Raw genomic sequence first — 21,130 nt, forward strand, 5'->3', positions numbered from 1 at the left:
ACGGTGCAAGATAAGAACGAGGGTGACGCGACATGGCAGAGTTGGGCGTAAGGGAGATCGTGACGGCGGAGCAGGAACGGGCGCTGGGCAATGCGTACTTCGAGGCGTTGTGTACGGAGCAGGCGGAGTATGCGCTGGGCGGGGCGCTGGCGAAACGATTTCTGCCGGATGTGATTCCCTTTGGGGGTTTGCGTGAGGATACGGTGGAGGCGCTGGATGCCCTCAAGGCCCTGATGGAACCCGGGGAAAAGCTATTTGTGATGAGCCGTGGGGCACTGCCGCAGGCGGGGCTGGTGGAGTTGGCGTCGATCGAAGGCAGGCTGATGGTATTGCCGGAGAGCGCGCCGGAGTCAGAACCGGTGGTTGGTAGCCCGGAGATCGAGGAGCTTGGGCCGGAGAACTTCGCGGAGATGATTGCGCTGAAAGCGGTGGCCTTTCCCGGGTTCTTCGGCCCGAGAGCGGCGATGCTGGGGAAGTTCGCGGGAATCCGCGTGGATGGCGCGCTGGTAGCAATGGTCGGGGAGCGGCTGGCGGTGCCGGGCATGCGGGAGATTTCAGCGGTGTGCACGCATCCTGAGCATCGGGGGCGGGGTTATGCAGAGATGCTGATCCGGCACCGGATCCGGGCAGAGGCGCGTACGGGATGGCGAAGCTTCCTGGGAGTGGATGCGTCGAACTTGAAGGCACAGGCGATCTACCGACGGCTGGGGTTTGTGCCGGTGCACACGGTGTACTGGCACCACCTCCAGCGGCCTGTGTAGACGATGTTGACTGAGAAGAGTGCAGGAACAGGGGCGGTGACCGTTGACGTCACCGTCCCTTTCTTTTCGTGGTGCGGTTCGTTGGCGGAGGTGGCGACCAGAGTGCTGGTTTGGTTCGAACAAAGTCAGGACTCGGGTCGGTGCGGTGGGTGCCCCACATCTCAAGGCGAGATGTGGGTATCACCGCTTTTATGCGAGTGTCGAGGTGCGCGGCGGCCCGTGTGGCTTGTTTGCTCTGCGCTCCGTCGGCTTTGCGTCGAGGACTGCTTCTGCTTGAACGCGGGGGGACAGTGTTGAGCGAGCATGAAAAAGGGCGGTGACCGTAGAGGTCACCGCCCTTTTTCGGTTCGTGAAGCGGGTTAGTTGGCGGCGGTGGCTGCTGCAACCGGGGCGTTGGGCTTGACGGAGGTAAGCTCCGCGGCGACGCGCTCCATGTTGAAGGCCTCGATGAGATCGCCAGGCTGGAGATCGGAGAAGCCGGCTACGCCGACGCCGCACTCCATGCCGTTAGTGACTTCACGCGCATCGTCCTTGAACCGCTTGAGGGAAGCGAGCCGGCCCTTGTGGACCTGTTCGCCGCCACGCATGACGCGGATCTCGGTGTCGCGCTTGAGCGAGCCGTCGGTGACCCGGCAGCCGGCAATGGTGCCGACCTTGGGGATGCGGTAGACCTCGAGCACTTCGGCGCGGCCAAGATAGTTCTCCTTGTAGACCGGGTCGAGCAGCCCGAGCATGGCCTTGCGGATTTCATCCTGCAGCTCGTAGATGATCGAGTGCAGACGGATTTCCACGTTTTCCTGCTCGGCAAGGTCGGTGGACTTGCGGTCCGGCTTGACGTTGAAGCCGATGACGATCGCGTTCGAGGCCGAGGCCAGGAGCACATCGCTTTCGGTGATGGCGCCGACTCCGGAGTGAATGACCTTGATGCGGACCTTCTCGGTGGACATTTTCTGCAGCGAGTCGGCCAGAACCTGCACCGAACCCTGCACGTCGCCCTTGATGATCAGCGGCAGTTCCTTCATACCGGCTTGCTTGATCTGGTCGGCAAGGCCTTCGAGCGAGACACGGCTGGACTTGGCCAGCGTGGCTTCGCGCTCCTTGAGCTTGCGGTATTGCGCGATGCCCTTGGCCTTGTCGCGATCGGCCACGACGAGGAAGGTGTCACCGGCATCCGGCATGCTTTCGAGGCCGAGGATTTCGACCGGGGTCGAAGGTCCTGCGATTTCGATGGGACGACCACGATCGTCGAACATCGCGCGGATCTTGCCGAACGTGTTGCCGACGATGAAGGAGTCCTGGGCGCGCAGCGTTCCATTCTGAACCAGGATGGAGGCGACAGCACCACGGCCACGATCGAGCTTGGCTTCAATCACGGTACCCACGGCGGAACGGCCCGGGGTAGCGCGGAGGTTAGCCACATCGGCGGTGAGGCAGATGTTCTCGAGCAGCAGGTCAAGGTTGAGGCGCTTCTTGGCCGAGACATCGACGAAGATCGTGTCGCCGCCCCAGACTTCGGGAACGACGCCGCGGTCGCCGAGCTGCTTCATGACGCGGTCTGGCTGGGCTTCCGGCTTGTCGATCTTGTTGACAGCAACAATGATCGGCACGCCGGCGGCCTTGGCGTGATCAACGGCTTCGAGCGTCTGCGGCATAACGCCGTCATCGGCTGCGACCACGATCACAACGATATCCGTGACCTTGGCACCGCGGGCACGCATGCGGGTAAAGGCTTCGTGACCCGGCGTATCGAGGAACACAATCTCGCGACCAAAGGCCGGGGAGTCCGGCTTGTTGATGCGGACCTTGTAGGCGCCGATGTGCTGGGTGATGCCGCCGGCTTCGCCGCTGGCGACGTCGGTTTCACGGATGGCGTCAAGCAGCGACGTCTTGCCGTGATCGACGTGACCCATGACGGTGACGACGGGCGAGCGGGTGACCTCGAGTTCGTCGATATTCTCCTGCGAGAGGATGCTTTCGATCGACTCATTGGCCATCTGGTCTTCAAAGGTGATGACCTCGGTATCCGCGCCGAACTGGGCCGCGACTTCCTTGACCAGCTCACCGTCGAGCGACTGGTTGACGGTGACGAAAACGCCACGCATCAGCAGGCTCGCGATCAGATCCTTGCCGCGCACATCAAGCTTCTCGGCAAGATCCTTGACCGAAATACCTTCAGTGACGGTGATCTTGCGCGTGATCGGGAGAGGCTCGTTGGAGGTCATCGCACCGCCGTAACGCGGCGGCGGATTGAACCCCTTCATCGGGCCTTCTTTGCTCTTGGGATACTGCTGACGACCGCGACCCTTGGGTCCGCTCGGACGCGGCGCGCGGGGCGCCTCACCCATGGGCGGAGGACCGCCGGCTGCTCCGCCCGGACCAGCCGGACGGGCACCAAAACCACCGGGGCGTGGAGCGCCAAAGCCGGGACGTCCACCGGGACCGCCAGGGCCGCCGGGACGTCCACCAGGACCGCCAGGAGCGAAGCCCGGACGGGTGGGATGCATGGGACGACGCGCACCAGCGGGGCCACCGGGACCAGCGTAGCTGCTGGTGGGGCCGGCATAGCCGCCGGAAGGACGCTGTCCATAAGCCGGCGGGGCGCCGGCGCCACCGGGTGCGCCGCCGGGACGGCGCTCAAAGATAGGACGGCCGCGCTGCAGACCTGCAGCGCCACCCGGTCCACCAGCCTGCGCTGTGGGCGCGGGCGGCGGAGTGGGGCGGGCGACTGGTGGGGGCGCGGTGTAGACCGGGCGTGGGCCCGTCTGCGGCATGATGACGCGACGCGCGGGCACTGCCGGAACTTCAGGAACCGGGGGTGCCACGGGTGCGGCGTCTGCCTTGATTTCCGGAGCGACCGGCGCGGCTGCCTGTGCGGGAATCGCCGGAGTGGCTGCGACCGGCACTGCCGGGGCTGCGCCCTGCGGAGCGACGGGCGCGGCTGGCGGAGCCGGCGGACGCGCCACCACGACCGGAGTAGTGGGTGCGCTGGAGGCGATGGCCGGGCGTGGAGCCGCGGCTACGGCGCCTACGGGGGGACGCGCGACAACCGGGCCGGAGGGTGGCTTGGCCGCAATGGCAGGCGGCGCGATGATCTGCGGAGCCTGGCGCGGCTGAGGCACGATGCGGCGTGGTGCCGGACGGTCCGCGTTGGCGTTGGGGCCGAACGGAGGACGGGGACCAAAGTTGGGCACGTGCGGGCGAGCCGGCGCTGCAGGCTGCGCAGCGACCGGAGCGGCTGGCGCAGCAGGCCGTGGCGCGGCTACCGGAGAACCGGCAGGAGCGCTGGCTGCTGCCGCCGGAACCTGCGGAGCGGCGGCAGCCGCTGCTGGGGCAGCGGGCTGGGGAGCCGTCGCGACGGGCGGAGCGGGAGCAGCAACCGGCGGGGCTGCCACGACAGCAGCAGCGGGCGGTGCCGGGGGACGAACCGGGGGCGCTGCAGCCACGATGGGCTGTGAGGGCGGAGTGGCCGCCACTGCGGGACGCGGAGGAGGAGGTGCCGCGGCCACAACAGGCCGAGCCGCGGCAGGTGCCGGGGCTGTGGGCGTTGCAGCACTGATTGTGGGACGCTCCTGTGGGCGGCTGCCGCCGGCACGCTCCTGCAGGCGCTCCTGAATGGCGCGCAGAGCGTCTCCTGGCTTGGAGACGTTGGACAGATCGATGGACGGCCGGCTTTCGGGCTCGCGACGCGCAGCACCACCGCTGCCGCGATTGCCGCCGCGGGTCAATGCTCCGCGTACCCGCTCCGCCTCATCCAGTTCCAGGGAGGAGGAGTGCGTCTTCTTCTCGGTCACACCGACCGCTGTCAGCACATCCAGAATGGCCCTGCTTTTTACTTCCAACTCACGCGCTAGATCGTTAATTCGAACCTTACTCATTCGCCCCTTTGTGTTTCGTCCAAACCGCTTACATGCTCATTGCAACCTCGGCACAGCGGGAGTAAACGCATCTTCCATTATTGCGCGAAACCAGGCATCCTGCTCGCCCAGTTCCGCGCAGCTCAAGAATGCTGTTGAGCGGAGTGGTGGAGCGACGCATTATGCGCCGCCCTCATCCACCTTGCTGTCTTCCTTGCGCTCGTCGCGGGGTTCGTCCAGGTTGCCCTCGACAACAGCCTCGGAGCGGGCGATCTCGGTGTTGGGGTGATGCTCACGGATCACCGCGGAGGTATCGTCGCGACCCGGCGTCAGCGACTCGGCGCCCTCGTCGTCCAGCATTGGACCGACCTCGGTCACCTCGGCGAGACGCTCCTGGGCAGTGTCGTCGGTGATGCGGCCGGAGCCGTCCCGCGAGTCGGGAATCTCGTCTTCCTGTGTCAGGTTGACCTCGAGGGCATCGATCTCCTCGTCCAGACCGGCGTTGGACTTGTCGATCTCGTGGTCGAGCGGGCTGTCGTAGGTGGCGGGCTCGTCTTCGAGGTCCGCGCCGCCGGTGAGGTTCTCCAGCTGGTCGAGGTCGGCTTCGGTCGCGACGTCGGTGGTGTCATGGCTCACGCCCGCGGTTGCGGACGCCGGCTCTGCGTCATCTTTGCCGTAGACCGAGCTTTCGCTCAGATCGACTTCGACGTGGTTGCGATCCTCGTCCGCTACGAGCTTGTTTCCGTGTGTCTCTGCCACTGCTTCTCCTTCGATCCCCTCTGTTGCGGCTGCCGCCGGCCGCTCTTCGCCTTCTTCGTACTGGCCGAAGTAGTGGCGCACGGCGAGTCCGATCTTTTCAAGCGTCCGCTCCCCGATGCCCGGGATCTCCTCGAGCTGTTCCGGGGTCATGTCGGCGAGGGCTTCCACTGTTGTGATGCCGGCCGCGACGAGTTTCTCGATGATCTGCTCACCAAGTTCGGTGACCTGCTCAATGGCCGTGGCGGGACCGCCGGAGAAGGCCTGCATCTGCTGCTCGACCTCCTGGCGCTTTTCTTCCTCGCTCTTGATGTCGATCTTCCAGCCGAGCAGCTTGGCGGCAAGGCGGACGTTCTGGCCTTTTTTGCCGATGGCAAGCGAAAGCTGGGTGTCATCGACGATGACCTCGAGCTGCTTCTCGTTGAGGTCGGCGATGGAGACGCGGGAGACCTTGGCGGGCTGCAGGGCCTTTTCGGCGAAGGTGGTGATCTCCTCCGAAAACTCGATAATGTCGATCTTTTCGCCGCGCAGCTCGCGGATGATGGACTGCACGCGCATACCCTTCATGCCGACGCAGGCGCCGACCGGGTCGACGTCCTTGTCGCGGGACTGCACGGCGATCTTGGTGCGCTCGCCGGCTTCGCGGGCGATGGCGCGCACCTGCACGGTGCCGTCGTAGATCTCGGGCACTTCGCTTTGGAACAGGTTCTGCACCAGTTCGGGGGCGGCGCGGCTCACGATGACCTGCGGGCCCTTGGCGGCACGGTCGACCCGGAGCAGCACGGCGCGCACGCGCTCACCGACGGCAAACTGCTCGAGGCGGGACTGCTCGCGGCGTGGCATGCGGGCCTCGGACTTGCCGAGCTCGAAGATGATGTCCTGCGGCTCAAGGCGCTTGACGGTGGCGGTGATGACCTCGCCAACGCGGTGCGCGTACTCCTGAAACACGGTGTCGCGCTCGGCTTCGCGGACCTTCTGAAAGATCACCTGCTTGGCCATCTGCGCGGCGATGCGGCCCAGCACTTCCGTGGGCTTGTAGTAGCGGATCTCGCCGCCGACCTCGACCTCGGGCGCCAGGTTGCGGGCGTCCTCGAGGGTGATCTGGTTGACCTCGTCCTCTACTTCTTCCGGCGTTTCCACCACCGTTTTGTAGGCGTAGGCGCGGATCTCGCCGGTCTCCTTGTCGAGCTCGGCGCGCATGTTTTCCTGCGTCTTGTAGTACTTGCGGGTCGCGAGCGCGATGGCGTCCTCGACCGCAGCGACGACGATCTCGGGCTGGATGCCCTTGTCGCGGCTGAGAATCTCAATGCTTTGATACAGCTGTGATGCCATACTGTGTGTCCTTCTCTGCCGCCCTGTGAGGTGCGACGGCCTGGTGGTCATCCGTACTATGCGGCGCCCGCCTCACGGGCGGGGTCTGGCCGCCTTGCGGCAGCCGCGCCTGGAGCGAACGCGAAACAGGGGGGCTAGAACTCCGGAACGAGTTGCGCCTTCTCAATATTGCTGAAGTCGACGGTGATGGTTTTGGCTGCTTCCGGCTCAGGCTTTTTCCTGCGCTTGCCTGTTTTGGGCTGCACCAGCACAAGCGTGACCGTGTGCGCATTGGCCTCGCCGAGATGAGCCTGCCAGTGGCGATTTCCGGAGATCGGGGTGAAGAGCTGCACCTTGCAGAGCATGCCCTGGAAGCGCTGGAACTCCTCGGGCCTGGAGAGCTTGCGATCGAGCCCGGGGGAGCTGGCTTCGAGCAGGTATTCGGCGCCGGGGACCAGGTCTTCGACATCGAGCGCGGTGCCGAAGTCGCGGGAGAACCGCTCGCAATCGCCGTGGGTGATGCCGGAAAGCTGGGCGACGGGGATGCCGGCGGGCACCTCGCGCAGGTAGGCGAGTTCGTCTTCTTCCGGGCTGAGGCCGGCGGCTTCGCCGGCGTCGACGAGGTCGAGCTCGATGGCAGGGCCGTGGTCTGGATTATTAGATTCGGCCGGATGGACGGAGGATTCGGCGGGGTCTTCGTCCGCAGCGGTTTCTTCTTCGTCCGCATCGTCTTCGTCGTCTTCGTCGTCGGAGAAAACGTCGTCGTCGAAGGCACCCTCGTCGCCGTCCGGCGTGCCGGGGCGGGTGGGGATGGTGTCGAGTTCGTCGTCTTCCTCGTCGTCCACAGCGTGGCCGGAGTCTTCGTCTAGGTCGTCCAGATCGTCGAAGTCGTCTGTTTCTTCAGCATCGGCGTCGGGCTGCGCGGCAGGTGCCTGGGTGCCGGCCCCGGGGTCGCCGGCGCGCAGGGCGGCGAGCCGCTGTTCCAGCACGGCGCGGCCGGCCGCATCACGCTCCAGAAAAATCCGGAGCGTGCGGTGTTTGCCGCCACCGCCGGCGAACTCGAGATCCACCACGTCGAGCCCGTGGGAGTGGGCGACGCGCTCGGCGAGCGCACGGATCTGTTGATTGTTCAAACTCATGGCACCATTCCGTCTGCTGCTGGTTCTGCTACGGGGAGCATCGGGGTCCCTGCCCTGGCTGCCCGGATGCCTGTGGAGGAGTGTTGCCGGAGCTGCCAGAAACAAGTTGAGCCCAAAGAAAAAGTGGGCTTTCGCCCACTGCCTCCTGCTCGCCCCGCGCGTACTGCGTCAGCGAACATCGGGAACCGTCTACAGGCAACAGTCTACGCGACCCTTTCGGCCGAAGCAAGCCGGGCCAGGCGGGCGCGGGGCGGGTTGCGTTCGGGGCTAAAGCATTCAGGGTCGGCCGTGGAAGATCTCGGCCAGGGCGTGGATGGACTCCGCGGAGCGGCGCAGCGAGAAGCGCTCCTGGAAAACGGTTTCCGCGGCGGCCGCCATGTGGCGCCGCTCCAGCTCGGGCAGGGTGAGCCAGCGGTTGAGCAGGCGCAGGGTGCCCTCGCTGGTGTCGGGCTCGACCAGGCCGACGCGGCTTTCGAGGATTTCGCGCCAGATATTGACCTGGTCGGAGATGAGCACGGGGGTACCACAGGCGAGGGCTTCGGCGACGACAATGCCGAAGTTCTCCTGGTGCGAGGGCAACACAAAGGCCTCGGCAGCGCGAAAGGCACCGTACTTGGCGGCGCCCTGCAGCATGCCGGGCCAGTGAACGCGGTCGCCGATGCCGAGGCTCTCGGCCTGCGCCATGAGGCGCGCCTGGAGGCCGGTCTGGTCGGGCCCGGCAATGACCAGGCTGACATCCGGGTGTTCGCGCGCGACGCCGGCGAAGGCCTCGATCAGCAGGTCGCAGCCTTTCTTCTCATGAATGCGCGACAGGAACAGCAGGAAGCGGCGGCCCTGCATGGCCGGCAGCGCAGCGTGAAAGGCGGCGAGCTGCCGCTCGGGGTCGCCCTCGGGGCTGTTAGTGCCGTAGGGCACGACGACGCTGACCCACTTGTTGGGCTTGAAGGAGGCGAGGGCGAGTTCCCTCTCAAGCTCGCTGGTGAACAGCACGGCGGCGGCACCCTTGAGGATGCGGTACTGCAGCGGCCAGTACACCATCTTCTTGAGGTGCTTGGCGGGGTAGCGCCGCTTGAAAAACACGTCGAGGGCGCCATGGGTGAACACGGCATAGGGCACGCGGGCACGGGTGGCGGCGATCCAGGCGGCGACGGCCGGAAACAACCACACGTTGTTGATCACGATCAGGTCGAAGCGGGCGGCGTTGGCGCCGAGCCAGTTCAGCAACGCGCGCGAAAGCCCGTACTGCGAGGTGGGCGGCCCGAAGGCATGCACGATGAAGCGGCAGTCCTTGAGGTAGGGCGCGGCAGGGTCGTCGAGCGTGGCGACCTCGAGGGTGTCGCCGATGGCGCGGTAGTTGGCGGCCAACTGGCGCAGCATCTCCGGCGGCCCCCATCGGCGGGCGAGAGGCGGTAGATGACGTGCAACACGTGGAGCGACCGGCGCGGTGCGTCCTGCCCAGCCGGTTGCTGGAGACGGGCGAGCAGGGCGTCCTGCACACTTGGTTTGTGGCGGTGCTTGGGGGAAGGAACGTCGGGTTGACGCACCAGGAACGGGAACAATCGCCGCAAACGGTACCTCGCGCCAGTTAACTTGCCGTGCACTGCGATGACCTGAGCAACAAGCCGCGCCCTAAGCAGCGCCCACAGCTTACTAAAGCGGTGCAATCAATAGAACACGCTGGCTCCCCATCTGCAAGGGAGCGGCGCACTGAAGCGCGCGGAAAGCGATGCTGCTTTGCACAAAAAGAGCTGGCGGAAGGCAGAGGTGCGTCACAACGAGAATTGCTGTGAAGCGGGCAAGCTAAGTGCAACGGGAGGCGAACTCTCCCTCAAAAGTCACCTGCCGGGTGCGCAGAAGTGTAAGCCTGCCGCCCGTATTCGTAACAGCTTGGCGCACAGAACGAACGGAAAGCCTGCTGTGCCCTGCTTGCGAAACGCCTCGAACTGCTGCGAATCGTGGCGCCGCGTAATGACAGCCGGGGCGAGCGTTACGGCTGCACCTCGAAGGCAGCGGCATAGCTCAACTGGTGGATCGCGAGCCATGTAGCTGCGTACGCCTGCAGAGCGTCACTCGTGGTCTGGCGCGAATCGCGCAGGGCATCGAGGTAGTCAATCAGCGCGATGCCTCCATGCTGGTACGCGAACTGTGCGATGGAGAGTACGTCCTGTGCTTCGTCGAGATAGTGCGCGTTGTAGCGGGCAGACAGACTGCGCGATTGCGTGTAGGCGACATAGGCCTGGTCCACGTCAGATAGAGCCTGGTTTTTGGCCGCGACCACGGTGAAGCGGCTGGCCTGCGCGGTGTACTCGCTGGTCTTCTTGTTGCCCTGGTTACGGTCAAAGATACGCAGCGGGATGGAGACATTGAAGCCAGCCGAGTTGTAGATGGAGGTACGGTCGTATTCGCCTTCAAGCGTAGGGTCCGTGGTGCCGTTGGCATAGGCGAGCTTGACGCCGGCGTCGGCAACGGCCACGCCGGCGATGGCGGCCTGGTAGTCAGGACGGTTGGCAAGGGCGCGGGTGTCGAGCGTGGCGAGATCAAGTGTGAGGTCGGGCGGCACGATGTCGCCCTGGATGTCGAAGTCGACGCGGGGCGTTTCGGCGCCGATCAGGGTCTGCAGCTGGTCGCTTGCCTGCCGCAGGTTGATCTGCGCGGAGGATTGATCGCTTTCGAACTGGGCGAGCTGGAGATCGAGACGCTCGAAGTCGAGCTTGCCGATGTCACCGGCCTGGTAGCGGTCGTGATTGATGGCGACTTCGCGGCGAAAGTCGGCAAGGTTGGTGTCGGCCAGCGCAACGGAGGCCTTGGCAACCAGCATGGTGACGAACTGCTGCTTGACGGCAAGCACGGTGCTGCGCTCCTGGTCGCGAAGCTGTGCATCGGTCTGCGCGGTGGTGGCGCGGGCGCTCTCAAGACGCCAGCGGCGCTTTTCTCCACGCTCGAACAGGCGCGAGACCTCGGCCTCGTAGGTGTAGGGGCTCGCCGGGTTGGACTGGCCCAGCGTAACCTCCTGTCCGGCGATGGTGACATTTGGATTGACGCGGACGCCGGCCTGCAGCTCCTGAGCGCGGGTGGCGTCGAGGTTGCGGCGCGCGGCGAGCAGGGCGGGGTTGGCGTTGCGGGCCAGGGTGACGACCTGCTCGAGCGTGAGGGCACCGGGGCGCGCGGGCGGATTGCGGCGCGGATCAGGCGGCGGTGGTGGCGGCGGAGCGATCTGCTCGAGCGTGTTGTTGTTGGCGCCGGGATGGGCGGTGGGGCTGGCAAGTGGGGCGCCATTGAGCTGCTGCTGGGGCGTCTCGGTCTGCTGGGCCGAGGGCGTGCCGACGGGAGCAGGCGCGGCAGGCAGCGGCTGCTGGGTTTGGACCTGCTGCTGCTGGATCTGCTGCGTTGTTTGAGCGTGCGCGAGCGGCGCGGCGAACAGCAGGGCTGCCGCGACGGAGCGCGTGAGCGGGCAGTGCGAGAAGGTGCGGCGGGACATAAAGAAGCGGCGGGACATCAGGCCTCCAGCTCGTCGTTTTTCGACGCAGGCAGTTTGTCGCCGTCTCGAGCGATCCAGACGTACAGAGTGGGCAGAAGGAAGACGCTCAACAGCAGTGCTCCGATGAGTCCGCCGACAATCACGATGGCGAAGGGCCGCTGGGAGTCAGACCCGATGCCATGCGAGGTAGCGGCGGGCAGGAGGCCCAGGGTGGCGACCAGCATGGTCATCATGATGGGGCGCAGGCGGAGTACGGCGCCTTCAAGCGCAGCCTGCTCGACAGAGTGGCCGTTGACGCGGAGCTGGTTGATGTACTCGAGCATGATGACGCCGGTCTGCACGGAGACGCCGAACAGTGCGAGGAAGCCGACGCCGGAGGAGACCGAGAAGTGGGTGCCGGTGAGCAGCAGGGCGAGCATGCCGCCGAACGGCGCCATGGCGACGTTGCCCATGATGAGCAGGGCCCACTTGAAGGAGCCAAACATGGCGTAGAGGATCAGCAGGATGGCGAAGATGGTGATGGGCAGAACCATGGCGAGGCGCTTGTTGGCGCGCTTCTGGCTCTGGTACTCACCGGCCCACTCGACCTTGTAGCCGGGGGGCAGCTTGACGCCGCGATCGACCTGCTTGATGGCTTCTTCGACCGTGGAGCCGAGATCGCGGCCACGCACGCTGTACTTGATGGCGACGTAGCGCGAACCGTCTTCCCGGTAGATCTCCTCGGCTCCGTCCTTCATCTGCACGGTAGTGAGCTGCGCGAGCGAGACGCGCTCGCCGCTGGTGGCGACGAGGCGGATACGGCTGAGCGCCTCCTGCGTGTCGCGGTACTGGGGCAGGTAGCGCATGGTGAGGTCGTAGCGCGCCTCGCCCTGCAGCACCTCGGTGACGGGAGCGGCGCCGACCGCGGTCTGGATGGCGTCCTGCACGTCGGCGACATTGATGCCGTAGCGGGCCGCGGCCTGCCGGTTCACGGTGTAGTTGAGGTTGGGCTGGCCGATCACGCGGAACAGGCCGAGATCGGCGACGCCGCGCACCTTGCTCATGGCCCCCATGATCTCGCCGGCCTTGCTTTCGAGCGTCTGGAGGTCGGTGCCGTAGAGCTTTACGGCGAGCTCGCCCTTGACGCCGGAGACGGCTTCTTCGACGTTGTCGGAGATGGGCTGGGAGAAGTTCCAGATGACGCCGGGGGTGGCCTCGAGCTGGCGATCCATGGCGGCGATCAGCTCGTCCTTGTCTTCGCCGAAGACGGGACGCCACTGGTCCTTGGGCTTGAGGTCAACGAAGTATTCCGTGTTGAAGAAGCCGGTGACGTCGGAGGCGTCGTCGGGACGGCCCACCTGGGAGATCACCTGGGTTACCTCGGGGAAGCGCGAAAGCACGAGGCGCGCGCGCGCCATGACGGCGATGCCCTCGGTGGGACCGGTGGACGGGGCCAGGGTGCCGCGTACCCAGATGGCGCCCTCGTCGAGATGCGGCAGGAACTCGGAGCCGATCAGCCCGGAGGCCGGCATAAGGATGGAGGCGGCAAAGGCGAGGCCGGCGATGGAAACGGTGACCCAGCGGTGCTCGATGGCCCAGGTGGCCATGCGGCGGTAGCGCGCGACGACCCAGACGAGGACGGGGTTTTCCCACTCGGTGGTGCCGTTGGGGAAGAAGACGCTGGAGAGCACCGGCGCCAGGATCATGGAGAAGATCAGCGCGCCGAGCAGGGCGAAGGCAACGGTCCACGCCATGGGGCGGAACAGGCGGCCTTCCACGGCCTGCAGGGTAAAGATGGGCAGGTACGCGGTGATGATGATGCCGATGGCGTAGAACACGGGGCGCTGCACTTCGTGCGAGGCCTCGCGGATCATGTCGATCGGTTTGCGGTTGGGGTCCTTGTTGTGGCCAAGGTGGCGCACGATGTTCTCGACCATGACCACCGCACCGTCGACGACCATGCCGAAGTCAAGCGCGCCGAGCGAGAGCAGGTTGGCGGGGATGTGGGCGAGGTCGAGCAGGATCGAGGCAAACAGCAGCGCGAACGGGATGGTGATCGAGACGATCAGAGCGCCGCGCACGTTGCCGAGGAACAGGAACAGGATGACCACGACGAGGACGATGCCCTCGGTGAGGTTGTGCAGCACGGTGTGCGTGGTGAAGTGCAGCAGCGTGGAGCGGTCGAGGAAGGGTACGACCTTGACGCCCGGCGGCAGGATCCGGTTGTTGAGCTCGTCGACCTTGTTGTGAATGCCTTCCAGGGTCTCGTCGGAGTTCTGGCCTTTTTGCAGCAGAACCACGCCTTCGACGGTGTCGGGGTTGTCGATCAGGGTGCCGTTGCGGCCGGGGATGGTTTTGCCGATCTGGCCGAGGCGGATCTTGGAACCCTGGGTGACGGTGGCGATATCGCGGATGCGCAGGGCGGTGCCGGCCTGCGTTTTGAGCACCGTGTTTTCGATGTCCTTGACGCTGGTGTAGAGGCCCACTTCGCGGATGTTGATCTGCTGGGCGCCGACCTCGATGAACGAACCGCCCGCATTGAGGTTGTTGCCGGCGAGCTGCTGCTCCACCTGCGCGATGGTGAGGTTGTAGGCGACGAGCTTGTCGGGGTCGAGGTGGACCTGGTATTCGCGGGTCTGGCCGCCGAAGGAGGATACGTCCACTACGCCGGGAACGGACTTGAACTGCTTTTCGAGCGTCCAGTCCTGGAGCGATTTGAGCTCCATGTTGTCGTAGGAGGGATTGGAGCTGACCAGGGTGTACCAGTAGATCTGGCCGACCGGGCTCCAGTCGGTGCCGATCTGCGGCTGCAGGCCGTTGGGCAGGGTCACAAGCGAAAGACGCTCGAGAACCTTTTCGCGGTTCCAGTCGTTGACGGAGGCGTCGTCGAAGACCATGTTGAGCGCGGACAGGCCGGCGAGCGAGGTGGAGCGCAGGGCGGAGATGTGCGGGATGCCGGCCATCTGGATCTCGATGGGCACGGTGACCTGCTGCTCGACCTCTTCGGCGGCGCGGCCGGGCCACTGCGTGATCACGGTCACGTAGTTGTTGGCGACGTCGGGGTAGGCCTCGACGGGCAGGTTGTGGAACGAGACGATGCCCCAGCCGAACAGCAGCACGGCGATGATCAGGACGATGAAGCGATTGTTGAGAGCGAAGTCGACGATGCCGCGAATCAAGCCTGGTCACCTCGCGCGTCTGAACGAGTACGGGGGTTGGGTGCGATCACTGCGCCACCGTGTTCTGCAGCTCGAGCGCGTTGCGCACGACCTGCTGCCCTGCGGCGAGGCCGCTGGTGACTTCCTGCAGGTTGCCGGGAAGCGTATCGCCCGAGACCACGGCCACGCGCTGGAACTGGCCATTGCCGACCGGCTCGTAGACCCAGTCGCGGTCGTGGAGGTGCAGCACCGCGGTGGAGGGCACGCTGGTGTGCATCTCCTGTTTTTTGCCGTGGAAGGTGGCGGTGGCAAACATGCCGACGCGCATGAAGAAGCCGGGATTGGGTACCTGCACGCGCACCTTGCCGGTGCGGAGGTTGGGATCGAGGATCGCGCCGACGTCGCCGACAGTTCCGGAGATGGGGCGGTCCGGGTAGGCAGAGAGGCGAATGTCGGCGCTCTGGCCGAGGTGGACGCTGGCGAGATCGTTCTCGTAGACGTCGCACAGGATCCAGACGTGGGACAGGTCGGCAATCACGAAGGCGTTGGGCGAGCCCGCGGCGCCGTTGCCGGCAGCGGCGGCGTCGGTGACGTTCTGCTGGATGATGAAGCCGGAAGCGGGGGCGAGCACCTTGACCGTTTCGCCGGGGTGCCTGGGGTCGACGCCAAGTACATGGAGCTGCTGCTCGGCGGCGCGGAGGTCGGTGGCTGCGTCATCGTCGGCATCCTGCGCGATCTCGACCTGGGAGAGCGCGATGGCGCCCTTGGAGTAGAGCAGTTTGGCGCGGTCGAGCTGGACACGGGCGAGCCGCTCGTCATTTTGCGCCTTGAGGTACTGGGCGAAGGCGCCGGTCACATCGGTGCTCTGCACCTCGAGCACGAGCTGGCCTTTGCGCACGTAGTCGCCGAGGCGGACGTGGGTGGCGACGACGCGGCCATTGGCAAGCGAGATCACGGGGATTTCGCGGGAGATATCGGGCTGCACCTGGCCCGTGACGTTCAGGGTCGAGGTGGCCTGGTAGCTTGCCGCGGCCACGGTCGGGAACTGGTCGGGCCTGTCGAGGTGCACGAGCGAGGCGTCACCGGCGGTGATCACGGTGGCGGAGGCCGGCGGTGCTTCAGCGGCAGGATCGTGCTTTTTGGGGCCGCAGCCGGCGAGCAGCAGGGTGCCGAACAGGGTGGTCACGGTGAGGCGCCGAGGCAGGGTCATGCCCGGTGCGGGGCGCCGTTTCGCCGGAAGCGTGGTGCGCAGGTTGGAAGCCAGCTCGGAATGCGGGTCGTGATCTAGGTCGTGACGCAGAGTAAGGCTCCTTGGCATGTGGCCGGTTCCATGTCTGGGGCTGCGGGCGTGCAGCGTACCCCGTGTCGCAGCGGCGGCTGGCAGGGGCGAGGCCATGGGCGCGCGGTGCCGCCAGCACAGCGCCGCTGATTCTCCGGGTGCTGCCTGCCCCAGTCTATCGTTGCCCGTATGTGTCCCAAGCTATCTTTCGGCCACCGCGTCGATGTTGCCCTTTCAGGGTAACCGCGGGTCTGTAAAGAATGCGTAAGAAGCCGGGTCCTCTACGGGACGCCTGAGCGGGCGGGAAAGCCGCAGCGGCGGACTTATCTTTCGGCCAGAAAGGGCGGAAAGATACGGCAAGTGGTGGAATGCGCCGATACTGAATTGCGTCGGGCGGCTATCGGGCCTGTGATCGCCGCGCGTTGGTTGTGCGTTTATGGCAGTGCCTGGGGCGACGGGCGAAAGGAAGAACGTCTTGGTTGACTTCGTCACACCGGAAACCGCACCGCAGCATGGACCGCAGCCGGGCGTGAGCGCTGGGGCGGGTGGCGCGGTTCCAATCCAGTTGCCGCAGCCGCGGCGGGCCCTGCTCGCCGTTCTGGGGCAGGCGCTGGCGCTGGCCGTGTCGATCGCGCTGCTGGACTGGCTGGTCACCGACGCGGTGCCGCTGGGCTGGCTGTACCTCCTGCCCATGGCGCTGGCGGCGACGGTGCTGCCGCGGTGGGTTCTGCTGCTGCTGGCGCTGGTGTGCACGGCTCTGGTGGAGTGCTTTGACGGGTATCCGTGGAACCGGCACTCCGGACCGCCGCGGGATGTGCTGTATTTTTGCGCGTTTGCGGGCGCGGCGCTGTTTGTGCACGGCGTGGTGAGCGGCCGCGGCAAGACCGCTGCCCACCTGCGCACGGTGCAGGAGGAGATGCGCGGCCGCCAGGATGCGGAGGAACAGCTGCGGGTGCTGGTGGAGAACAGCCCGGTGGCGGTGTTTACGGCCGATGCGGCGGGCACGATCCTGCTGGCGAATGAGGCGGCCGACCAGTTGTTCGGGGTGGAGCGCGGGGCGCTGAGCGGAGAGTCGTTTGCAGCATTTTTGCCGACGCTGCTGGAGCTGCCGATGCTGCGCGAGCCGATGCCGGCCGGCCCGGCGTTTCACACGGCGATGCAGTGCCGGGGGCACCGGGCGTCGGGTGAGATCTTCCAGGCGGACCTATGGTTTTCGACCTACAGCACGAGCACGGGAGCCCGACTGGCCGTGTTTGTGGCGGATACCTCGGAGGATCTCCGGGACCGGGAGGAGTCGAGCCTGCACCAGCTGTTGACCGGATCGCGCATCCTGGTGGGCGCGGTGTCGCACGAGGTGCGCAACGTGTGCGCGGCGATCGCGGTGGTGCACGAGAACCTGCGGCGCGCCGACCAGCAGCGCGGGGCGCTGCGCGGGTCCAAGGACTTCGAGGCGCTGGGCACGCTGGTGCTGGCGCTGGAGCGGATCGCCTCGGTGGAGCTGCGCGAGGCCGCCAACCAGATGGCGGCGATTGACCTGTCGGCACTGCTGGAGGAGGTCCAGATCGTGATTGCACCTGCGTTGCGGGAAGAGGAGATCGCGCTGCGATGGGAGGTGCCACGCGGGCTGCCGCCGGTGTGGGCTGACCGGCAGAGCCTGCTGCAGGTGCTGCTGAACCTGGTGAAGAACAGCCAGCATGCGCTGGAGGGCGAGTCGCCGGCGGGCGGGACGGAGGACGGGGCGGAGGGCGGGACGGAGGACGGGGCGGAAGAGCGTGAGCGCACGGTTACGATCCGGGTGCTGCCGCCGGAGGAAGACGAAGCCGGGAGCCTGGGGAGCGACGATGCCGGGGCTGCCCTGCAGGGGGCCGAGCGCGCGGGACGGGTGCGGATCACGGTTTCCGACACGGGGCCGGGGGTGCCGCACCCCGAGTTTCTGTTTAAGCCGTTTCAGCAGCAGGCGCGCGCGGCAGGGCTCGGGTTGTATCTTTCGCGGGCGCTGATGCGGTCTTTCTCGGGCGACCTGCGCCACGAGCCGACGGCAGCGGGAACGGGAGCGACCTTTGTGATCGAGTTGCTGGCGGCTACGCCGACGGGACGGCGGGAGTCGGGGAAAGGTGGGCTCGCTTGACGATGGATGCGGGGCACTGGGCGGCACCAGAAGACAGGGCGGATGGAGCGCCGATCCGGCTGCTGCTGCTGGATGATCACGGATTGTTTCGCGAGGGGCTGAGCCGGTTGCTGGCCGAGGAGCCGGACCTGACGGTGGCGGTTCAGTGCGCCTCGGCAGGGGAGGCTCTGGCGGCGCTGGTGGCGGGTGCGGCCCCGGACCTGGTGCTGCTGGACTTCGACCTGGGCGAGCATACGGGCTTTGCGTTCCTGGAAGGCGCGCGGGCGCTGGGCTTTCGCGGCAGGGTGCTGATGGTGACGGCGGGGATGAGCCCGGGGACGATGGCCAGGGCGCTGGAGGCAGGGGTGTCGGGGTTGTTCCTGAAGCATGCGCCGCCGGTGGAACTGATCGAGGCGATCCGCCGGGTGATGCGGGGCGAGCCGCTGATTTCGGCAATCGAGCGAGGGCAGGTGCTGGCGGCGGCACGGCTGGCGGAGCACCGGGAGCAGGCCGGGCGGACGCCGCAGCTGCAGCTTTCGGAGCGGGAGCAGGCGGTGTTGCGGGGCGTGTTCGCGGGGCTCGCGAACAAGGAGATCGCAACCCAGCTTGGCATCTCCGAGGGGTCGGTCAAGGCGGTGCTGCAGCAGTTGTTCAGCAAGACGGGCGTACGCACGCGTGCGCAACTGGTGCGGATCGCGCTGGAGCACCACTTCGACACGGGGACCGATGCGCGGCCCAATGGGGGAGATGGAGGTGGGGGATGAAGAAGGGCGCGCGCGGCGTGGCCGGGGTATTGGCCGGGTCGCGGCCCGAGGCAGCCTGGATGGAGCATGGGCCGGGTCGCCGGGTGCGGCCGGCGAGGGTGCAAGAGGGGCGGCAGAACCCGCGAAGAATCAGTTCGGAAAGACGGCCCGCGCGACTTAAGGGTAAAATCAGGGTTTGTTCGAGAGACCGGGCGCAGCGGCTACCAATTCTGCGAACATTTATGCGGCCTGCAAGGTGAAATTGAGGACTATGCCCGAGTCGATCCAAGATCGAGTACTGCGTGTGATAGCAACGACCAAACGGGTTCCGCTGGACAGCGTGAAGCCCGAGAGCACATTTGAAGCACTGGGCATCGACTCCCTGGACCGCTTGAATATTCTGTTTGACCTCGAGAGCGAGTTCGATATCGAGATTGACGATGAAGATGCCAAGCAGGTGAGCAGCATCCCGCAAATGGTGGAAGGTGTCACGCTGCTGGCACACGCCAAAGAGGCGGGGCTGCCGGCTCCGCACTTTCCGCGTGCCGCCGCGCCGGTGGAGCTGGACCTCGCAAATTCGCAAGACGGCGGTACCGACCCCAAGGCAGGCGCATAGCGTGAGCTCTGTTCCGCTTCGCGCAGCAACACACGGCCCACACCGGGTGGTCATCACGGGGCTGGGAGTGATCAGCGCCCTGGGTCACAATGCCACAGAATTTTGGGATGCGCTGGTGGGCTGCCAGACAGGGATTCGGCCGCTGCGTTCTTCGCTGAATCGCATCGAAGCGGCGCCGCTGCGTTTTGAACACGTAGCCGAGGTGCAGGGCTTTGAGCCCGAAAAATACTTTGATCCGCGCGAGCTGTCGTTTATGGATCGCTTTGCGCAGTTTGCCGTGATGCCCGCGATGGAAGCGATCCGGCAGTCGGGTATCGAGTGGACGCCGGAGTTGCAGGAGCGGACCGCGGTGATCACGGGCTCGTGCATGGGCGGCCGCGGCGCGGAAGAAAACGGCTATTGGGAACTGTTCCACAACCACCGAACGCGGGTGCACCCGCTGACGATTCCGCTGGGCATGAGCAATGCCGGCACGAGCCACATCACAATGCGCTGGGGGCTGCAGGGGCCGGCGTACACGATCTCGACGGCATGCGCATCTTCGGGCCACGCGATCGGCCAGGCGTTTCACCTGGTGCGCTCGGGCGTGGCGCCAATGGCGATTGCCGGCGGCAGCGAAGCGCCATTGTTTCTGGGCGGTATGAAGGCGTGGGAGGCGATGCGCGTGATCTCGCGGGATACCTGCCGGCCCTTCTCTGCCGATCGCAGCGGGCTGATCGTGGGCGAGGGTGGAGCGATCCTCGTGCTGGAGCCGCTGGAAGCAGCGCTGGCGCGTGGAGCCACACCACTGGCGGAGATTGTTGGGTTCGGCGCAACCGCCGACGCGGGGCACATTACGCAGCCGACCGCGACAGGGCCTGCGCGCGCGATGCAGCATGCGCTTGCCGATGCGGGGATTGTGCCCGAGCAGGTGGGCTACATCAACGCGCACGGCACGGCAACGGAAGCAAATGATCGTACGGAGACTGCGGCGATTCGCACGGTGTTCGGCGCGCATGCGGACGCGGTCGCGGTGAGCTCGAGCAAGTCAATGCATGGACACACGCTGGGTGCTGCCGGCGCGCTGGAAGCGGTGGCGACGATCCTGGCGTTGCGCTCCGGGATGCTGCCGCCCACGGCCAATTACACCAAGCCCGACCCGGCGTGCAATCTCGACGTGATCCCGAATGCTGCGCGCGAGCAGGCAGTGGAGTATGCGCTGTCGAACTCCTTCGCGTTCGGTGGCTTGAACGCGGTGCTTGCCTTCAAAGCGTGGCAGTAAGGATAGTCGTGCACGGCAAGCAGGGGTCGATTGAAGTGTTCGGGCAGAAGGCATGGCGGCACGTGCGGGAATGCGCCGCTTGAGCGTCGCCGGCACCAACCTGGTGGTGTTCAAGCTGCGATGGACGGGATCAGGACTGCAGTTCGTGGCGGAGCCGGTCCCAGGCGGCCCGCATAGTTTTGTGATGAACGGGGTACAGTTTCAACGCGTCCGCTTCGAGCGCGATGCGCTGGAAGCCCTGGAGCGGGCAGGCGTGGGCTCGTGGTCGGTCTTCCCTACCGATCATGTGCAGGCTTCTGTCACCCGGCAGCAGTTGCGTGCCATGGGTTTTCGCGGAAACTACTAAGTCAGCAGACCAGACGGCACTATGTTGCGCAGCGAACCGAGTGCAACCGTGTGTGTATCCGCAGTGCGAGCCTATGTGCAACTCGCGCCCGCAGGGTTTCGTCTACTCAAAACAAAGACGGACGTGGCCGTGTTCGATTGGCTGCCTGGTCCGGAAGCAGCAGGAAGCGGCTGCGCCGGATTCACCCTGATAGGTAGCGCCAGACTCATCGTATGTGCGCGTTCTCGGTGCATTCCGACGCGGCGCAATGATCGCGCCGCAGCCGTGATGCGCAGGATAGATTGCCGGCATGTGCCCCAGCACATGTGAGAAGGCGACGACGCAGATGCAGGAGAAAAATTG

The 21,130-nt window shown here is 66.0% G+C and carries 13 protein-coding genes; 6 read left to right on the top strand and 7 right to left on the bottom strand.

All coding sequences use genetic code 11. The features are described from left to right. Positions 1-32: 32 nt before the first annotated feature. On the top strand, positions 33-761 hold the full coding sequence (locus D1Y84_RS04965) for a GNAT family N-acetyltransferase (protein WP_124847537.1): 729 nt from the start codon (positions 33-35) through the stop codon (positions 759-761). A gap of 359 nt (positions 762-1,120) precedes the next feature. On the opposite strand, the gene infB is transcribed toward D1Y84_RS04965, so the two are convergent. The 7 genes from infB to D1Y84_RS05005 form a co-directional block, all read right to left on the bottom strand. Beyond that, positions 1,121-4,636 carry a translation initiation factor IF-2 gene (gene infB, locus D1Y84_RS04970; RefSeq protein WP_124847538.1) on the bottom strand — a complete coding sequence of 1,172 codons (3,516 nt, stop codon included), beginning with the start codon at positions 4,634-4,636 and terminating at the stop codon, positions 1,121-1,123. A gap of 159 nt (positions 4,637-4,795) precedes the next feature. After that, complete coding sequence (gene nusA, locus D1Y84_RS04975; protein ID WP_233581147.1) at positions 4,796-6,703, bottom strand: transcription termination factor NusA; 1,908 nt, start codon at positions 6,701-6,703, stop codon at positions 4,796-4,798. A gap of 134 nt (positions 6,704-6,837) precedes the next feature. Continuing rightward, positions 6,838-7,821, bottom strand: coding sequence for a ribosome maturation factor RimP (gene rimP, locus D1Y84_RS18365; RefSeq protein WP_233581148.1), 984 nt, complete (start codon positions 7,819-7,821; stop codon positions 6,838-6,840). Between the two features lie 276 nt (positions 7,822-8,097). Next, complete coding sequence (locus tag D1Y84_RS04990) at positions 8,098-9,198, bottom strand: glycosyltransferase (protein ID WP_124847539.1); 1,101 nt, start codon at positions 9,196-9,198, stop codon at positions 8,098-8,100. A 610-nt stretch (positions 9,199-9,808) separates the two neighbouring features. Further along, entirely contained in the window at positions 9,809-11,317 is a 1,509-nt protein-coding gene (locus D1Y84_RS04995) for a TolC family protein (protein ID WP_233581149.1), read from the bottom strand. Continuing rightward, a complete protein-coding gene (locus tag D1Y84_RS05000) occupies positions 11,317-14,457 on the bottom strand; it encodes an efflux RND transporter permease subunit (RefSeq protein WP_124847540.1) in 3,141 nt (1,046 codons plus the stop codon). Before D1Y84_RS05000 ends, D1Y84_RS04995 begins: the two co-directional genes overlap by 1 nt. A gap of 46 nt (positions 14,458-14,503) precedes the next feature. Then, entirely contained in the window at positions 14,504-15,754 is a 1,251-nt protein-coding gene (locus D1Y84_RS05005; protein WP_233581150.1) for an efflux RND transporter periplasmic adaptor subunit, read from the bottom strand. Between the two features lie 436 nt (positions 15,755-16,190). On the opposite strand from D1Y84_RS05005, the gene D1Y84_RS05010 reads away from it, so the two are divergent. The 5 genes from D1Y84_RS05010 to D1Y84_RS05030 all read left to right on the top strand — a co-directional run bounded on the left by D1Y84_RS05010 (position 16,191) and on the right by D1Y84_RS05030 (position 20,788). Further along, a complete protein-coding gene (locus D1Y84_RS05010; RefSeq protein WP_124847541.1) occupies positions 16,191-17,843 on the top strand; it encodes an ATP-binding protein in 1,653 nt (550 codons plus the stop codon). Positions 17,844-17,845: 2 nt separating this feature from the next. Next, positions 17,846-18,586 (top strand): response regulator transcription factor, encoded by a 741-nt coding sequence (locus tag D1Y84_RS05015; RefSeq protein ID WP_233581549.1) that lies wholly within the window; start codon positions 17,846-17,848, stop codon positions 18,584-18,586. Between the two features lie 250 nt (positions 18,587-18,836). Beyond that, on the top strand, positions 18,837-19,181 hold the full coding sequence (locus tag D1Y84_RS05020) for a phosphopantetheine-binding protein (protein WP_124847543.1): 345 nt from the start codon (positions 18,837-18,839) through the stop codon (positions 19,179-19,181). Between the two features lies 1 nt (position 19,182). After that, complete coding sequence (locus tag D1Y84_RS05025; protein WP_124847544.1) at positions 19,183-20,442, top strand: beta-ketoacyl synthase; 1,260 nt, start codon at positions 19,183-19,185, stop codon at positions 20,440-20,442. Between the two features lie 70 nt (positions 20,443-20,512). Further along, the gene (locus D1Y84_RS05030; RefSeq protein ID WP_124847545.1) at positions 20,513-20,788 is read left to right on the top strand and encodes a hypothetical protein; all 276 of its coding nucleotides are present in this window, start codon (positions 20,513-20,515) and stop codon (positions 20,786-20,788) included. Positions 20,789-21,130 lie beyond the last annotated feature (342 nt).

The sequence above is a fragment of the Acidipila sp. EB88 genome (assembly GCF_003858395.1).
GTDB lineage: Bacteria > Acidobacteriota > Terriglobia > Terriglobales > Acidobacteriaceae > EB88.